Origin of the sequence: Streptosporangium sp. NPDC049644, from assembly GCF_040675205.1 — a bacterium.
GTDB classification, from domain to species: Bacteria; Actinomycetota; Actinomycetes; order Streptosporangiales; family Streptosporangiaceae; genus Streptosporangium; species Streptosporangium fukuiense.
On record NZ_JBFAOJ010000113.1, the window covers coordinates 1 to 16,237 of the forward strand.

General features: G+C 70.3%; 14 protein-coding genes. 4 read left to right on the plus strand and 10 right to left on the minus strand.

The window, feature by feature from the left end; all coding sequences use genetic code 11:
* Window positions 1-20: 20 nt before the first annotated feature.
* The 9 genes from AB0J58_RS38260 to lon form a co-directional block, all read right to left on the minus strand.
* Window positions 21-236: a hypothetical protein gene (locus AB0J58_RS38260; protein ID WP_364225077.1), complete on the minus strand. Its 216-nt coding sequence runs from the start codon at window positions 234-236 to the stop codon at window positions 21-23.
* Between the two features lie 252 nt (window positions 237-488).
* Entirely contained in the window at window positions 489-1,814 is a 1,326-nt protein-coding gene (locus tag AB0J58_RS38265) for a serine hydrolase domain-containing protein (RefSeq protein WP_364225079.1), read from the minus strand.
* Window positions 1,763-2,164: a prolyl oligopeptidase family serine peptidase gene (locus AB0J58_RS38270; RefSeq protein ID WP_364225081.1), complete on the minus strand. Its 402-nt coding sequence runs from the start codon at window positions 2,162-2,164 to the stop codon at window positions 1,763-1,765. Before AB0J58_RS38270 ends, AB0J58_RS38265 begins: the two co-directional genes overlap by 52 nt.
* 625 nt (window positions 2,165-2,789) lie before the next feature.
* A complete protein-coding gene (locus AB0J58_RS38275; RefSeq protein ID WP_364147656.1) occupies window positions 2,790-4,139 on the minus strand; it encodes a trypsin-like peptidase domain-containing protein in 1,350 nt (449 codons plus the stop codon).
* A 259-nt stretch (window positions 4,140-4,398) separates the two neighbouring features.
* A complete protein-coding gene (locus AB0J58_RS38280; protein ID WP_364225083.1) occupies window positions 4,399-5,934 on the minus strand; it encodes an acyl-CoA synthetase in 1,536 nt (511 codons plus the stop codon).
* Window positions 5,935-6,112: 178 nt separating this feature from the next.
* The gene (locus tag AB0J58_RS38285; protein ID WP_364225085.1) at window positions 6,113-6,769 is read right to left on the minus strand and encodes a methionine ABC transporter permease; all 657 of its coding nucleotides are present in this window, start codon (window positions 6,767-6,769) and stop codon (window positions 6,113-6,115) included.
* Window positions 6,769-7,728, minus strand: coding sequence for an ATP-binding cassette domain-containing protein (locus AB0J58_RS38290; RefSeq protein ID WP_364225087.1), 960 nt, complete (start codon window positions 7,726-7,728; stop codon window positions 6,769-6,771). The genes AB0J58_RS38285 and AB0J58_RS38290 overlap by 1 nt, the downstream gene beginning before the upstream one ends.
* A 205-nt stretch (window positions 7,729-7,933) precedes the next feature.
* On the minus strand, window positions 7,934-9,163 hold the full coding sequence (locus tag AB0J58_RS38295; RefSeq protein ID WP_364225089.1) for a Fic family protein: 1,230 nt from the start codon (window positions 9,161-9,163) through the stop codon (window positions 7,934-7,936).
* A gap of 177 nt (window positions 9,164-9,340) precedes the next feature.
* Window positions 9,341-11,710: an endopeptidase La gene (lon, locus tag AB0J58_RS38300; protein WP_364225091.1), complete on the minus strand. Its 2,370-nt coding sequence runs from the start codon at window positions 11,708-11,710 to the stop codon at window positions 9,341-9,343.
* A 525-nt stretch (window positions 11,711-12,235) separates the two neighbouring features.
* Here lon and AB0J58_RS38305 point away from each other — a divergent pair.
* On the plus strand, window positions 12,236-12,889 hold the full coding sequence (locus tag AB0J58_RS38305; RefSeq protein WP_364225093.1) for a biliverdin-producing heme oxygenase: 654 nt from the start codon (window positions 12,236-12,238) through the stop codon (window positions 12,887-12,889).
* Window positions 12,890-13,020: 131 nt separating this feature from the next.
* Here AB0J58_RS38305 and AB0J58_RS38310 read toward each other — a convergent pair whose 3' ends face one another.
* Window positions 13,021-13,395, minus strand: coding sequence for a DoxX family protein (locus tag AB0J58_RS38310; protein ID WP_364225095.1), 375 nt, complete (start codon window positions 13,393-13,395; stop codon window positions 13,021-13,023).
* 90 nt (window positions 13,396-13,485) lie between these two features.
* On the opposite strand from AB0J58_RS38310, the gene AB0J58_RS38315 reads away from it, so the two are divergent.
* The 3 genes from AB0J58_RS38315 to AB0J58_RS38325 all read left to right on the plus strand — a co-directional run bounded on the left by AB0J58_RS38315 (window position 13,486) and on the right by AB0J58_RS38325 (window position 16,210).
* The gene (locus AB0J58_RS38315) at window positions 13,486-14,133 is read left to right on the plus strand and encodes a helix-turn-helix domain-containing protein (RefSeq protein WP_364225097.1); all 648 of its coding nucleotides are present in this window, start codon (window positions 13,486-13,488) and stop codon (window positions 14,131-14,133) included.
* A gap of 61 nt (window positions 14,134-14,194) precedes the next feature.
* On the plus strand, window positions 14,195-14,791 hold the full coding sequence (locus AB0J58_RS38320) for a TetR/AcrR family transcriptional regulator (RefSeq protein ID WP_343966601.1): 597 nt from the start codon (window positions 14,195-14,197) through the stop codon (window positions 14,789-14,791).
* A 108-nt stretch (window positions 14,792-14,899) separates the two neighbouring features.
* Window positions 14,900-16,210 carry a histidine kinase gene (locus AB0J58_RS38325; RefSeq protein WP_364225099.1) on the plus strand — a complete coding sequence of 437 codons (1,311 nt, stop codon included), beginning with the start codon at window positions 14,900-14,902 and terminating at the stop codon, window positions 16,208-16,210.
* The last annotated feature ends 27 nt before the right edge of the window (window positions 16,211-16,237 follow it).

A 16,237-nucleotide genomic window follows, 5' to 3' on the forward strand; every position in this document is an offset into this window, starting at 1 on the left:
ACCCGTGTGAGCCGGCCTGCTCACGGGCGCGGAAGGCCAGGGCACGCTCGCGCCCTGGCGGGCACTCCCGCGTGGGCCTTCACCCCGGCGTGAACGCCGGAGCACTGGCCCACAGTTCGGTAGATGTGCACGCCCGTGACCTCGGCGTCGAGCTCCCCGGGGGCGGCCACGTCCAGCACGGTGCTGCCCAGATCCTCCAGGATCCGTTGCAGGCTTGCCCGTGGCCGATTGGTCATCCGCTCACGATAACGGACATAAAGCGACATTATTCTCTTAGATCATCGATAGCCATACGGGCCGCCCGGCCGATCACCCCGCCGGCCTGGGCAGCCGGAGACGCGGGAAGACCGCGGACGTCGAACCCCTCGCACACGGGACAGCACCCTGCCGTTGTGGATATGGGAGGCGCGGCCGCCCCCGACCACGAAACCGTGCCGCCGCGCCGCCTCGTCGAAACGCTGCCGCAGGTTCCCGAGCACGCCGGCTCCTCAAGCGACCCTGGGGGTGGCGCGCACGCCCAGGTGGATGTACCGCGAGCCGTCGGCGAGTTCGTAGAACACGGCCGACGACCACTGCGGCTCTCCTTCCGGGCGGCCGACGAAGGTGACGTCGTCCACCGGCACCAGATCGAACTCCATGGGCGGCTGCAGCCCGGCGAGGGCTCCGGTGGCCTCGCCGTACAGCGAGAGCCCGCCGTCGCGGACCGTCAGCGTCATCCGGCTGCCCGCCCGCTCGTACACGCCGGCGTACCGCTCGACGTCGGTCTCGAACGGCTCGGCCGGGGGTCCCAGCACGGGCGGCACGGCCAGGCCGATCAGCTCGCCGAAGAGCTCGGTGGCCAGGGCGTGCTGGAACGCGGCGGTGTGGCCGCCGTTGGCCAGCACGCACACCACCGTCTCGGTGTCGGGGACCACCCAGAGCATGGCCGCCTGACCGATGGTGTTGCCGCCATGGGAGATGATCCGGCGCCCCTGCCACTCGTCCAGGATCCAGCCCAGTCCCCACTGCTTCCCGAGGGTGTGCGGGTTGGGGATGTCCACCTGCGGCTCCCACATCGCCCGGGGGTCGGCGAGCAGCCCGGTGCCCAGATGGGCGCGGGCGAAGGCGACGACGTCGGCGGGACGTGCGCAGATCAGCCCCGCCGGGCCGCAGGAGCGCATCAGGCCCCAGGCGGGGGCGGGGGCCCCGTCGAGGTGCCCCATGGCGCCGCGGAAACGCAGCACGTCCTCCGGCAGGGTCCAGGTGTGGGTCAGGCCGAGCGGCTCGACGATCTGCTCGCGCAGCGCGGTGTCCCATCCCTTGCCGGCGAGGCGCTCGACGATACGCCCGGCGACGATGAAGCCCGAGTTGCAGTACGACTGGGTGACACCGAGGGGATGGTTCTGCGCGAGGCCCGCGCAGGCCTCGACGTACCTCTCGATGCAGTCGTCACCACGGCCGGTGTCGAGAAACAGGTCCCCGTCGATGCCGGAGGTGTGCGAGAGCAGGTGCCTGACGGTGACGGCCTTGGTCACCTCCGGATCGGCCACCCGGAACTCCGGCAGGACCTCGGCGACCGGGGTGTCCAGCGTCAGCTCGCCCCGCTCGACGAGGAGCATGATCTGGGTGGCGGTCCAGACCTTGGTGACCGAGCCGATCTGGAAGAGCGAGTCGGTGGTCGTCTCCACCCCGGTCTCCACGTTGAGCACACCCGCGGCGAACTCGTGCACCTCCCCCTCGTGCAGGAAGGCCAGGCCCGCGCCGGGAACCTCGTATTCGGTGGTCAGCTCGGCGAGACGGGCGTGCCAGCGACCGGGATCCACTGCTCCAGCCATTGGACGATCCTTTCGTTGTAGTCCACCCGGTGGGGCGGACGGCCGTTGAGGAGGAAAAGGTGAGAGCCGCCCGGATAGCGAACCAGCCGTACCGGCACGTTCCGCTCACGCAGCGCGGCGAACCACTGCTCGGCCTGGCCGACGGGGCATCGGTCGTCGTCCTCGCCGTGCAGGATCAGGATGGGCGTGGTCACCTGGGCCACGTGGCTCATCGGGGACTGGGCCGCGAGGTCGCCGCGGCACTCGTACGTCTTCAGGAGGTGTCCCGCGTCGGAGGTGCCGGCCATGCTGACCAGGTCGCTGACGCACCCGCCGGGGATGGCGGCCTTGTACCCCAGGCTGTCGGTCACGACCGGGGCGTTCCGGTCGGGGTCGCCGCAGGGCGCGCCGTAGGCGATCCTGGTGCCGTCGGGGGACCAGGCCGCCGGGCCCGCCCCGGGCCCGCGGTGGTGAGGACGCGGGGCTCTCCGCCGTCCATCGGCAGCAGGTGAAGCTGCGGTCTTCCCTCCACCGGGCGGAGGAAGGCCGGCGAGCTCCCGTCCGGCGACCAGCGTGGGGAGGAGTCGCGGGGGCCACCCGTCAGACGGCGCGGCTCGACACCGGGTGCGGCCAGCCAGAGTTCGGACCGGTTCTCGTCGGATTCCCGATCGGCGATGGTGATCACGTAGGCCACGGCGCCTCCTCCGGGGTGCAGCCGGGGATCCGCCGGTATCGCGAGGTGATACAGATCGCTGAGGGAGAGGCGAGGCATGTCCGAACGTTAGGCCCACCCGGGCGACGCTTCTTCGGTCTCCACGACGAACCGGACCCGATCCGTTGTGTCGTTCTCCAATCGCCTCGCGGGAGCGCCCGCCCCCGGCCGTCGCGGGGCGCGTCCGCCGACGCCCCGGAAACGGTGGACCCGGCTCGGCGGACCGCGAAGCCGGATGTGCCGCCGGAGCGGTGGCGCTCCGGCGGCACATCCGTCGAGAGACCCTACTCGCCGGTCTTCTCGGCGAGGGTCACCGTGACGGTCTGGGGCTGCCCGTCCCTGACGTAGGCGACGGTCACCTGCTGGCCGGGCTTGAAGCCGCGGACGGCCCCGACCACGGTGGCCGCCCCGTCCACGGGCGTGTCGTTGATCTTGGTGATCAGGTCGCCCTGCCTGATGCCCGCCTTGGCCGCGGGGCTGCCCTCGGTGACCTGGCCGACCAGGGCGCCGCCCGCGTCCCCGGTGGCGTCGGTCACGCTCACGCCCAAGAGGGCGTGGGAGACCTTGCCGCTCTTGATGAGCTGCTCGGCGACGTGGTTGGCGGTGTTGATGGGAATGGCGAAGCCGACACCGATGCTGCCCTCCCCGCCGTTGGTGGCGATGGCGGTGTTGATACCCACCACCTGGCCGGCGGCGTTGACCAGCGCGCCGCCCGAGTTGCCGGGGTTGATCGCCGCGTCGGTCTGGATGGCGCCACCGATGGTGGTGGGGCTCTGGGCGCTCTGCTGCGGCCTGCCCCAGCCGGGCGGGAGCTGCCCCTGTCCCTGGTCTCCGCCGACGGTGAGCGTGCGGTTCAGCGCGCTGACGATCCCGGCGGTGACCGACCCCGACAGGCCGAGCGGGCTGCCGATGGCGAGCACGGAGTCGCCCACCTTGAGCCGGTCGCTGTCGCCGATCGAGGCCTTGGTGAGGTCGGAGACGCCCTCCGCCTTGATGACCGCGAGGTCGGTGGCCGGGTCGGTGCCGATGATCTTGGCGGTGGCGGTCCTGCCGTCGCTGAACTTGACGGTCACCTGGCTGTCCTGGCCCCCCTGGCCACCGGCCGCCACCACGTGGTTGTTGGTCAGGATCAGGCCGTCGGCCGACAGCACCACCCCGGACCCCTCGCCCCCGCCCGCGGCGGTCCTGATCTCGATGGACACCACGGAGGGCTGGACCACCTGGGCGATGTCGGCGACCGTCGTCACGTTGCCGACCGGGCTGACGATCGGGCTGGATGACGAGGCCACGGTGGCGGAACCGTTGAGGCTCGTCGCGACGAAGGCCCCCGCGACCCCACCCCCGACGGCCATGGCCGCCAGCGCGAGACCGGCGCCGATCTTCTGCCCGGCGGTGAGCCTGCCGCGCTGAGCGGGGACCACCGCCGGTCCCCCGGCCTTCTCCGGAGCCTCCGCGGCGAGTTGCTCCGGCACCGGGTGGATCAGCGTCGGCTGCGGTCCGGTCTCCTCACCGGCACGATAGGCGCCGGCGCGCGGCGGCACCTTGCCGAACTGGGTCCAGCCGTCGTTCCCGGGGGTCGCCTCGGTCGGTGTGTCCTGCTGCTCGTTCCTGTTCGGGTCCATGTCTTCCCCCACGTCCAACATCCCCCCGGTTCGACGGGGTGGAAGCCGGTGCTCACCGGTTGACACAAACGATGCCCGACGGCGTGTAAGCGCAGCTTAAGAGGTTGATCCTGGTGATCGGGATCTACTGACAACGGCTTTATCAGCCGTGCTCAGCGGGGGTCGCGACCACCCGAGATCACCGGCCCGTCATTTCGGGTCGACCTCGCGCGCTTCTCCCCCGCCGGGCCGGTGAGCGCGGCGACGACGATGTCGCCGCCGCGGCCGGGCGTCAGGAGCCGGCGGGCCAGTACTCGTCGCGCAGGAGACGCTTGTAGAGCTTCCCGGTGGGGTGCCTGGGCAGTTCCTCGCGGAAGTCGACGGACTTGGGACACTTGTAGGGCGCCAGCTGGGAACGGCAGTACTCGATCAGCTCGGCTTCCAGCTCCGGGCCCGCCAGATCCAGGGAGGCCGGCTGGACGACCGCCTTGACCTGCTCGCCCATCTCCTCGTCCGGAACGCCGAAGACCGCCACGTCCGCCACCATGGGATGGACGGACAGGACGTTCTCGGCCTCCTGCGGATAGATGTTGACCCCGCCAGAAATGATCATGTAGGAGCGGCGGTCGGTGAGGTAGAGGAAACCTTCCTCGTCGAGGTAGCCGATGTCGCCGAGGGTGGTCCAGCCCCGTCCCAGCGGGTCGCGGGACGCCTCCGTCTTGGCCTCGTCACCGTGGTAGACGAACTGGGGGCCGTCCGAGAAGTAGACGGTGCCGTGCTCGCGCGGCGGCAGCTCGTTGCCCTCCTCGTCGCAGATGTGGGTGACGCCGAGCAGCGGGCGGCCGACCGTCCCCTTGTGTGCCAGCCAGTCCTGCGAGCCGACGTACAGGAAGCCGTTGCCCTCGGTGCCCGCGTAGTACTCGTGGATGATCGGCCCCCACCAGTCGATCATCCGTTCCTTGACCGGGACGGGGCAGGGGGCGGCGGCGTGGATCGCGCAGGCCAGCGACGACAGGTCGTAGCGCGCGCGGGTCTCCTCGGGCAGCTTGAGCATCTTGATGAACATGGTCGGCACCCATTGCGAATGGGTGACGGAGTACTTCTCGATGAGCGCGAGCGCCTGCTCCGGGTCGAACCTCTCCATGACGACGATCGTGGCGCCCATCCGCTGGAAGCTCAGGCAGTAGCGCAGCGGGGCGGCGTGGTAGAGCGGAGCCGGGGAGAGGTAGACGCTGTCGGCCGAGGGGGCGAACAGGAACTGGATGAGCTGCAGCAGCGGCCCCGGCTGATCCAGCGGCGCCTTGGAGAGCAGGGGCTTGACACCTTTGGGCCGCCCGGTGGTGCCCGAGGAGTAGAGCATGTCCATCCCCTGGCACTCGTCCTCGACGGGCGTGGCGGGGTGGGCCGCGACGGCCTTCTCGTAGGACTCGAAGCCAGGGGCGACACCGTCCAGCATGAGCCTGAGCCCGACCCCGGGCGTGAGATCGGTGATGGAGACCGCCACGTCCGCGAGGGCGGCCGAGGAGATGAAGACCCGGGCACCGCAGTTGTCGACGATGTAGGCGAGCTCGTCGGTCTTCAGGCGCGAGCTGATGGCCGTGTAGTACAGGCCCGAGCGGTGCGCGGCCCAGGCGACCACCAGGAACAGCGGATGGTTCTCCAGCATGAAGGCGATGTGATCACCCGGCCGCAGGCCGGCTGCGCGGAAGAGCTGGGCGAGGCGGTTGGACTCCTCGTCCAGCTCTCGGTAGGTGACGACCCTCCCGGAGCCCGCCATGATCACGGCGGGCTTGTCCGGCGAAACTGCTGCGATGGCTCCCGGGTGCATGGGGCAGAACATTACTCTGCTTCAGGTTTGGTGAGAAGTACCCGAACACAGCAGGGCCGCGACCTCGCGGACGAGGTCGCGGCCCGGTGGACGACGGTCTTTCGTGGCCGTGGAAGCGCTCCCACTCCCCGGCTCACCCCGGCGTGGCCGCGCGGCGGAAGGCCGTCGGCCCGGCCGGTCAGTCGCGCGCGAGACGGCGGGCGACGGTGTCGCCCAGGCTCTGCACCAGCTGCACGACGGCGACCAGCACGACAACGGTGACGATCATGAGGGTGGTCTCGAAGCGCTGGTAACCGTAGCGGATGGCCAGGTCTCCGAGCCCGCCCCCGCCGATCGCCCCGGCCATCGCCGAGTACGAGATCAGCGCGACCACGGTCACCGTGAGCCCCGCGATCAGGCCGGGCATCGCCTCGGGCAGCAGCACCTTGCCGACGATGGTCGCGCGGCCGGCTCCCATGGCCTGCGCCGCCTGCACCTTGTCCCTGCCGACCTCGCGCAGCGCGGTCTCCACCAGGCGGGCGAAGAACGGCGCCGCGCCGAGCGTCAGCGGGACCACCGCGGCGATGGTGCCGATGGTCGTGCCGACGATCAGCCTGGTGAGCGGGATCACCGCGATCATCAGGATGATGAAGGGCAGCGAGCGGCCGAGGTTGACGACCAGCCCCAGCACCCGGTTGAGCACCGCGGAGGGGAACAGCCCGCCCCGGTCGGTGGCGACCAGCGCCACTCCGAGCGGGAGCCCGAGCAGCACCGTGAACAGTGTCGACCACAGCACCATCTCGACGGTCTGGCCCGTCGACTCCAGCAGCATCGGGAACATCTCGTCCCAGGTCATCAGGCCTCCTCGACCAGCAGGCCGCGTTCGGCCAGGTAGCTGAGCGCGGCGGCGCGCTCGTCACCGGTGACGAGCAGGCGCAGCCGTCCGGTCGAGACGCCCGCCACCTCCTCCAGGGCCCCGCCGAGGATGTTGACGTCCACGTCGAACTTGCGGACCACCTGTGACACCACCGGCTCACCGGCCTGACCGGTGAAGGTGATCGTGACATTGCCCGGCTCCGGCTCGGGGAGGGGGAACAGCTCCGCGGCGAGCCGGGAGCCGGGCCTGGAGATCAGCTCGGGGATGGTCCCGGACTCCTCGACCAGGCCGTCGCGCATGACCGCGACCGAGTCGCAGATCGACTTGACGACGTGCATCTCGTGGGTGATCAGCAGGATGGTCAGGCCGAGCTCGCGGTTGAGGCTCTTGAGCAGGGCAAGAATCGACTGCGTGGTGCCCGGGTCGAGTGCCGAGGTGGCCTCGTCGGACAGCAGGACCGGGGGGCTGCCGGCCAGCGCGCGGGCGATGCCGACCCGCTGCTTCTGCCCTCCCGACAGCTGCGCGGGGTACGCCCCGGCCTTGTCGGCCAGCCCGACCAGCTCCAGCAACTCGGCGGTCCGCCTGGCGCGCTCGGCCTTGGCCGTCCCCATGACCTCAAGCGGGAAGGCGACGTTGCCCGCGACGGTGCGGGAGGAGAGCAGCGCGAAATGCTGGTGGATCATCCCGATCCGCTGCCTCGCCTTGCGCAGGTCCCGCTCGGCCAGGCTCGTCAGTTCCTGGCCCGCCACCGAGACGGTGCCGGAGGTGGGCCGCTCCAGGAGGTTCACGCAGCGCAGCAGAGTGCTCTTGCCGGCGCCGCTCTGCCCGAGCACGCCGTATATCTCACCCTCGCGGACGTGGAGGTCCACGCCGTCGACGGCGACCACCTCGCGCCCTCGATCTCGATAGACCTTCCGCAGGTCCGACACGTCAATCACTGCTGTACCTCAACATGGAACGGATCTCGGCAGGCTTCCGGGGAGGGAGCCGACGGGCATCCCGGAAGGAGGGCAGGCGGCCCGGACGGCGCGGGAGGAGATGATCCATCGGGCAGATCATGGTCTCCGGCCCCGGTACGCCCCCGGCCCAACGCAACCCTTATTTACCGTCATTCCCGACATGTTATGTTAAACCGATCGGCTCTTACGAACACCCGTGCCCGGAGTCCTCCAGCGGCCCGCTCCCCCCTCGTTCGCACGCCGGAATCGACCGGCGTCTCTCCGCCCGGGAGCCGTCGTGTCGGTACGGATCCCGCAGCGGGACGATCCGCCGGGCGAAGTCCTCCCTGATCGCCCGCATCCTCTCCCCGGGCGCGTAGAAGCGGCCCTTGGTCTCCCCGTACGGGGCGAGCCAGCCCTTGGCCGCCAGGTCGCGCAGATCCCTGACCGCCTGCCCCTGGCTGAGCGACTCGTCCGACTGGTACCTGCTCCGGCGCAGCCTCCGGTTGACGAAGACCTCATAGAGCGCCGAGACGACGCGGGTGTTGAGCCCGTCGGCGTCGACCTGCTCCTCCAGGAGCATCCACACCTCCCCCGCCTCGGCGAGCCTGCGCCGGACCTGCTGGGCCTGCAGGTGGTGGGCGCGCAGGCAGAAGCGCACCCAGTGCAGCGTGTCCTCGTGCGGGTTCCAGCGACCGTCTTGTATCGCGGCCAAACCGTCGTAGTAGTCGTAGGTGTTTCTGGCCTGCCCGAGCCACTCCTCGATGGAGGAGAACTCCGGGGTGGTGATCCGATCCCTGCCGAGCACCAGTGTCTGGAGCGCCCGCGACATACGACCGTTGCCGTCCCGCCAGGGGTGGATGCTCACCAGGTTGAAGTGGGCCATCGCGGCCCGCACGTAGCTCGGCGCCTTCAGGTCGCCCTCGTTGAGCCAGGCGACCAGCTCGGCCATCAGCTCCGGCACCCGCTCGGCGTCCGGTCCCTCGTAGACGACCTCCCCGGTGGTGGAGTTGCGGACGTAGATGTCGCCGGGTCGCACCGTGCCCGGCGTCTTGTCCTGGTGATGGCCGATCATCATGAAGTTGAGCGCGTGCAGCAGGCCGGCGTCGAACGCGAACACCGGGGCGCGGGAGAGCGCCTGGATGTAGGTCAGCGCCTGCTGGTAGCCGGAGATCTCCCTGGCCACCGCACCGGAGGTCTCCAGGGGCTCCTCCCCCGCCATGATCGACTCGATGTCCTCGACGCTGGCCCGGTAGCCCTCGATCGAGTTGGACCCCTGGATGGCCCGTGCCTGGAGCTGGCGTCTGAGCTGACCGTCCCAGCGGTGGGACTCCGCGAGCCGGTACTTCAGGTCGCGGCGCATCTCCTCGATCTCGCCGAGGACCGCTTCGTCGACGGCCTCCAAGGAAGGCGTTCCGTACAGCATGAAGTCCATATCATCATGAGCGAATCATTCGATCAATTGACTTGATGATTCATCCATTTATATCCAGAGGGCCTGTTCCATCCCGTGACACTCGGATTGCCGGAGCTTGGCCGATCCGGCGTTCACCGGGCAGCCGGACGGCCCGTCCCCTCGGGTGAGAGGGCGGGCCGTCGTGGGGATCGCCGCTCAGGCGGCGGCGTGTTCGGCCACCTTGGCCGGGGTGAGCGCGATGTCCAGGACCTCGCGCACGTCGCTCACCGCGTGGACGGTGAGCTCGTCGCGGACGGCCTGTGGGACGTCGTCCAGGTCGGGCTCGTTGCGCGCCGGGATCAGCACCGTCGTGATGCCCGCCCGGTGGGCGGCCAGCAGCTTCTGCTTGACCCCGCCGATCGGGAGCACCCGCCCGGTGAGGGAGACCTCACCGGTCATCGCCACGTCGGCGCGGACCTGACGGCCCGACAGCAGCGAGGCCAGGGCCGTGATCAGGGTGACGCCCGCGGACGGGCCGTCCTTGGGGACGGCGCCGGCCGGGAAGTGGACGTGCACCGAGCGGTCCTTGAGGGAACCGACGGGCAGCTCCAGCTCCGCACCCCGCGAGCGCAGGTAGGAGAGCGCGATCCTGGCCGACTCCTTCATCACGTCACCGAGCTGGCCGGTCAGGGTCAGGCCGGTGTCTCCGGTCTCGGGGTCGGCCAGGGACGCCTCCACGTAGAGCACGTCACCGCCCGCCCCGGTGACCGCCAGGCCGGTCGCCACCCCGGGCACCGCCGTACGCTGGCTGGACTCTGGAAGCGAGGACTCCGGCACGTTGCGCGGGCGGCCCAGATAGGGGACCAGGTCCCCCACCGCCACGGGCAGCTCGCCCTCGCCGAGCGCGACGTTGGCCGTCACCTTGCGCAGGATCCTGGCGATCGAGCGCTCCAGGGACCGGACCCCGGCCTCCCTGGTGTACTCGCTCGCGAGCCTGCGCAGCGCGTCCTCGTCGAGGGTGACGTCCTCGGCGGTGAGGCCGGCCTTGTCGAGCTGGCGCGGGAGCAGGTGGTCCCGGGCGATGGCGACCTTCTCGTCCTCGGTGTAACCGTCGAGCGTCACGATCTCCATACGGTCCAGCAGCGGGCCGGGGATGGCCTCCAGCACGTTGGCGGTCGCCAGGAAGAGCACGTCGCTGAGGTCGAGCTCCACCTCCAGGTAGTGGTCGCGGAAGGTGTGGTTCTGCGCGGGGTCGAGCACCTCGAGCAGCGCCGCGGTCGGGTCGCCCCGGTAGTCGGAGCCGACCTTGTCGACCTCGTCGAGCAGCACGACCGGGTTCATCGAGCCGGCCTCGCGGATGGCCCTGACGATCCGGCCCGACTGGGCACCGACATAGGTGCGCCGGTGACCGCGGATCTCGGCCTCGTCCCTGACCCCGCCGAGGGCGACGCGGACGAATTTGCGGCCCATGGCGCGGGCGACGGACTCGCCGAGGGAGGTCTTGCCGACCCCGGGAGGGCCGGCCAGCGCGAGCACGGCGCCGCTGCGGCGCCCGCCGACCACGCCGAGCCCCTTCTCCGCCCTGCGCCCGCGGACGGCGAGGTATTCGATGATGCGGTCCTTGACGTCCTCGAGACCGGTGTGGTCGGCGTCGAGGACGGCGCGGGCCGCGGCGATGTCGTACAGGTCCTCGGTCCGCTCGTTCCACGGGATGTCGAGGACGGTGTCGAGCCAGGTGCGGATCCAGCCGGTCTCGGGAGACTGGTCGGAGGTCCGCTCCAGCTTGTCGACCTCCTTGAGCGCGGCCTGGCGCACCATCGTAGGCAGGTCGGCGGCCTCGACGCGGGAGCGGTAGTCCTCCTCCTCGGAGGCGGAGGTGTCGCCGTTCAGCTCGGCGAGCTCCTTGCGGACCGCCGCGAGCTGCTGGCGGAGCAGGAACTCGCGCTGCTGCTTCTCCATGCCCTCCTGGACGTCCTTGCGGATCGTCTCGGCCACGTCGATCTCGGCCAGGTGCTCGCGCGACCACTCGACCAGCTTCTCCAACCGGTCCGCCGGGTCGGCGGTCTCCAGGATCTCCGCCTTACGCGAGGTGCTCAGCCAGGGGGCGTAGCCGGAGTTGTCGGCCAGGATCGAGGGGTCGTCCATCTGGTTGACCGCGTCGACGACCTGCCAGGCGCCCCGCTTCTGCAGGATCGTGGTGGCCAACGCCTTGTACGCCTTCGCCAGCTCGTGGGCGCGCTCGTCCGCCGCGACGACGGGAATTCGGGTGGCCTGCACCCACAGGGCCGCGCCCGGACCGGTCGTGCCGGTGCCCACCTGGACCCGGTCGACGCCGCGCAGCACGGCGGCGGGCTCACCGCCGGGCAGCCTGCCCACCTGCTCGACGATCGCCCGCACGCCCACCGAGCCGTATCTTCCGTCGATCCGGGGAACGAGAAGGACTTCGGGCTTGTTGTCAGCGAGAGCCTGCGCCGCGTCGATCGCGGCCCGGACCTCGGTCTCCGACAGGTCAAGCGGGACCACCATGCCCGGCAGCACGACCTCGTCGTCGAGCGGCAGGACCGGGAGGATCAAGCTCTCACTCATGTGAACTCCAAAGGTTGAGTTATACCCACTCAATTAATGGGAGCCTGAGAATGTTCCCGGGATTGAGTCTGTTCGCTGTGAGCGATCGTAATCGTGTAATCGAAGTCATCGATCCCCTCACCCCGAGGGCTCATCAAGCCCCCGCACGGCCTCGGGACGCCCGGAGCACGCTCCGGACGGTGCGGGAATATCACGTCGCCCGGAAAGCCGGGCGCGCACCACCAGATCGTCCGGCGAATCGGACAGGTCAGACCGGTGCCACGGGAGACCGGCCGCGGTTTAGACGACGCGGCAAAAGTTAGCCGAGGCTAACCTAAGGGTAGATTGGCGGCGGGAGCATCAGCCGAGGTTCCCTGCGGCGCGCTCCACCCGCTCACGCCAGGCCGAGAACCCCGCTTCGCGCGTCCCGCCCGCACCTGACGCGAAGGCGGCCGGTTTAATGACAGAGTGTCGTCATCGACTTGACGGGGTGGCGCGATTTTTGTGACACTGTGTCATGAAAAGTTTCCTCGCCGCGGAGTGATCATGAGTGAGCCGCCGTTCTCCGAAGTCCTCAGGAACGCCACCTGGGGCGACCACGAATCCGCCGAGGACGAGAGCTATCTCAAGGCCCTGATGGCGGGCCGCCTCACCCCCGAGGCGTACGGCGAGATGGTCGCCCAGCACTACTTCGCCTACGTGGCCCTGGACGGCGCCTCCCGGTCGCTCACCGAGGACCCCGTCGCGGCCCCCTTCGTCTTTCCCGAGCTCTACCGGGAGGAGGCCCTGGTCCGCGACCTGGAGACGATCTACGGGTCCGGCTGGCGGTCCAGGATCGAGCCCTCCAAGCCGACCCTGACCCTGGTCGCCCGCATCAACCAGGTGGCCACCTGGCCGGCCGGCTACATCGCCCATCACTACACCCGATACATGGGCGACCTGTCCGGCGGGCAGTTCATCCGGATGGAGCTGCAGAAGATCTACGGCTACCAGCCGGGCGGCGGCGTCGACTTCTACCTGTTCGACGGGATCGGCAGCCTGCCCCGCTTCAAGAACGAGTACCGGGCCCGGCTGGACGCACTTCCTCTGGACGAGGCCGAGAAGCAGCGCCTGATCCGCGAGACCAGGCTCGCCTACCAGCTCAACACCGAGGTCCTGGGCGAGCTCGGCCGGGTGGCCCGGTCCGAGGTCGCCGCCTGAACCCGGTCGCCCCACGGTACGAGTGAACGCTCCGGCACGGACTCTCCGTACCGGAGCGTTCACATGTCCGGCGCCCTGCGGTCTCGGTGAACCGCACGGTCCCGGCAAAGGCCCTCGAAGACGTGCGGCGCTCAGAAGGCGTACGGCCCGAAGCGGCCCCAGGCCACGAAGGCGGCCAGCGCGAGGAGCAGCAGGTTCATCACGAGCGCCGAGTACTCCTTGCGCCGGACGTGCACGACGATGGCGCCGATCATCGTGATCACCAGGCCGGCGGCGGCGAGGGGGGTCAGCACGGGCAGGATGCCGGTGAAAGCGGGCAGGACCAGCCCGATCCCGGCCAGCACCTCGAGTATGCCGATGCCCTTGATCTGACCAGCGGAGAAGTCCTCCACCCATCCCCCCAGTCTGGCGATCAGGTTCTCGCGCGGCTGGGTGGCCTTGGTGAGACCCGCGATGAGGAACATCACGGCGAGCAGAATCTGCGCGACCCAGAGGGCAACGTTCATGAGGCACTCCGAAAATAAGTGAAGGCATGCCTTCGTTTGCCGCCACCGTAGCATAACCGCAAGGAAGCCTTCACTTCATAGAATCGGCTCATGGACGCGTGCAAACGGCGGGGATTGCGCAGGGACGCCGAGATCAACCGGGAGCGGATCATGACAGCGGCGCGCGTCGCGTTCCGCGAGCGCGGACTCGACGTCCCCCTGGAGGAGATCGCCCGCCGGGCCGAGGTGAACATCGCCACGCTCTACCGGCGCTTCCCCGACCGCGAGGCGCTCATCGAGGCGATCCTGGCCGACCACATGGCCGATTTCGTCGAGGCCGCCGAGGCGGCGGAGCTCACCGACGACCCCTGGGAGGCATTCGCCGAGCTGGTCGAACACATCTGCGGGATGCAGGCCGCCGACCAGGGGGTGACCGAGGGGTTCACCGTCTGCTTTCCCGGAGCCGCCCTGGAGGCGCCGAGGGCACGGGCGATGGCGGCGGTCGAGCGGGTGATCGAGCGGGCCCGCCGCGCCGGGACGCTGCGCCCCGACTTCACCGGCCAGGACCTGATGCTGATCATGATGGCCAACGCCGGGGTGCTCGGCTCCACCCGCGGCGCCGCCCCGCAGGCGTGGCGGCGGCTGATCGCCCTGATCCTCGGCGCCTGTCGCACCGACCGCCTCGGCCCTCCGCTCCCCCCGGCACCCAGCACCACGGACCTGCATGCCGCCATGAGCTCGGCCCGCCCCCAGCGCTGACCTCGCGGCCGGACACGGAACGACCTGCCGGCAGGCGACGGCACTGTGCGACCATGGGACCATGCCCCGGATTTCGGCCGCGACCATCGGCGAGCACCGCGCCCAGACACAGGACCGCATCCTGCGGGCGGTCTCGCGTCTCTCCCGAGAGCAGGGCATCGACGCCATCTCCATGACCGACGTGGCGAGCGAGGCCGAGATCACCCGCACCGTGCTGTACAACTACTTCCCTGACAAGGCGGCGCTGCTGCTGGCCTTCACCGAGCGGGTGACGCACTACTTCATCGACAGCTACGAGCGGGAGCTGCCCGAGCGGGCCCTGCCCGCCGAGCGGCTGCGGGTCTTCGTCAGGCTCCAGCTCGACGGGCTGCTCGCCCACCCCCATCCCGGCCCCGCCGACCTGTCCGCGGCGCTGGGCCCCGACGCCTACCAGCGCCTGGCCGACCATGTCGAGCCGATGCAGCGCATCCTGACCGGCATCATCGACAGCGGCGTGGCCTCGGGCGACTTCCACGCCCCCGATGTGGAGGTCGCCGCCCGCTTCATCCTCGCCGTCATCGGCGCCGAGCGGGTCCCGCTGCTCAGCGGCGCGGTGACGCCCGAGGAGGCCGCGGAGACGGTCTCCGGCTTCGTGCTGCGCGGCCTGGGCACGGTCTGAGCCCACTGGCGGACACCTCGACCGTATTCCCGCCACCCGCAGGAGGGACATGGGAGATCACTCCCTGGTGGGACGCGGACCACGGCCGCGCCGCCTACGCTGATCCGGGTGACCCCCACCCCCGCGCGGCAGGCCCTCGCACGGCACATGCGGCCGGTACGGGAGACCGCCACGCGACTGGCCCACCCCCTCGTCGAGGCGCTGGTGACCGGGGCGGCCGACCCTGCGGGCCGCCCCCGGTCACGCCGCCTCCGCCCCCGCATGCCGAGGGCGCTGGGGCTGTTGCCGTTCCGGACCATCGACCTGGTCCTGCTGGCCGACCTGGCGCTGACCTTCACGCTGTTCGACGCCGGCCTCTCCCTACTCAGGGACGAGGCGATCCGGGCGCACCTCCCGCTCGGCGGGGAGCTCACGTTCGCGGCCCTGGCCTTCTCCCTGCCGCTCGCGTTCCGTGGCCGGTGGCCGCTGGCCGCCTGGCGGATGGCGATCCTCCTGATTCCCCTGGGTACGGTCGTCTCACGGCAGTTGTCCGACCCCCCGTACAGCACGGCTGCCGCGGTCATGTACGTACTCGTGGTCTACGCGGTCGCGGTCCGCTCGGAGCGGCACATCACCGTGGGCGTGTGGATCGTCTCGGTCCTCGTCGCCTGGGTGATCCACCCCGGCTCGCTGGCCATCGTCATCGGCGTTGTCACGGCGGCCGTCCTGTTCGGCCACAACGTGCGTGCCCGGCGGCTGGCCGTCGGCCTGCTGGCCCAGGAGGAGCAGCGCAGCCGGCAGGCACTGGCCGGACAGGCCGTGCTGGAGGAGAGGGCCAGAATCGCCAGGGAACTGCACGACGTCGTCGCCCACCACATGTCGGTGATCGCCATCCAGGCGGAGGCCGTTCCGCTGCGGGCGGCCGGGGACGCGGAGCGTTTGGAGGAAGGACTCAGGGAGATCCGCGCGCTGTCGCTGGCGGCCATGACCGAGATGCGCCGCGTACTGGGCGTGCTGAGAGAGGGTGACGGACACGCGGACATCGCGCCGCAGCCGGGACTCGGCCGATTGGAGGAACTCGTCGACACCGCGCGCTCCGCGGGGCTCACCGTGGCGCTCAAACTGGGCGGTGACCTGACGGGGCTGCCCACGGCGGTGAGCCTGTCCGCCTACCGGATCGCCCAGGAGTCGCTCAGCAACGCCATGCGGCACGCCCCCGGTTCGGCCGTCTCGATGAGGATCGCCCGTTACGGCGCCGAGTTGCACGTCCAGGTGACGAACGACGCCGGGCGCCGTTCCACCGGGGAGGGCGGGCACATGGGGCACGGCCTGATCGGGATGCGGGAACGGGTGTCCATGCTCGGCGGAAGCCTGTGGGCCGGGCCGGTCGGGACGGGCTTCGCGGTCACCGCCATACTTCCGATCACGGAGGACGCTTGACCTTCTCCCCTGGGCCGGAGCCCGGGG

What these genes read in the sequence shown, in the direction of transcription:
- AB0J58_RS38260 (WP_364225077.1), bottom strand. Translation starts at nt 236, where the DNA reads ATGACCAATCGGCCACGGGCAAGCCTGCAACGGATCCTGGAGGATCTG.
- AB0J58_RS38265 (WP_364225079.1), bottom strand. Translation starts at nt 1,814, where the DNA reads ATGGCTGGAGCAGTGGATCCCGGTCGCTGGCACGCCCGTCTCGCCGAG.
- AB0J58_RS38280 (WP_364225083.1), bottom strand. Translation starts at nt 5,934, where the DNA reads ATGCACCCGGGAGCCATCGCAGCAGTTTCGCCGGACAAGCCCGCCGTG.
- AB0J58_RS38285 (WP_364225085.1), bottom strand. Translation starts at nt 6,769, where the DNA reads ATGACCTGGGACGAGATGTTCCCGATGCTGCTGGAGTCGACGGGCCAG.
- AB0J58_RS38295 (WP_364225089.1), bottom strand. Translation starts at nt 9,163, where the DNA reads ATGGACTTCATGCTGTACGGAACGCCTTCCTTGGAGGCCGTCGACGAA.
- lon (WP_364225091.1), bottom strand. Translation starts at nt 11,710, where the DNA reads ATGAGTGAGAGCTTGATCCTCCCGGTCCTGCCGCTCGACGACGAGGTC.
- AB0J58_RS38305 (WP_364225093.1), top strand. Translation starts at nt 12,236, where the DNA reads ATGAGTGAGCCGCCGTTCTCCGAAGTCCTCAGGAACGCCACCTGGGGC.
- AB0J58_RS38310 (WP_364225095.1), bottom strand. Translation starts at nt 13,395, where the DNA reads ATGAACGTTGCCCTCTGGGTCGCGCAGATTCTGCTCGCCGTGATGTTC.
- AB0J58_RS38315 (WP_364225097.1), top strand. Translation starts at nt 13,486, where the DNA reads ATGGACGCGTGCAAACGGCGGGGATTGCGCAGGGACGCCGAGATCAAC.
- AB0J58_RS38320 (WP_343966601.1), top strand. Translation starts at nt 14,195, where the DNA reads ATGCCCCGGATTTCGGCCGCGACCATCGGCGAGCACCGCGCCCAGACA.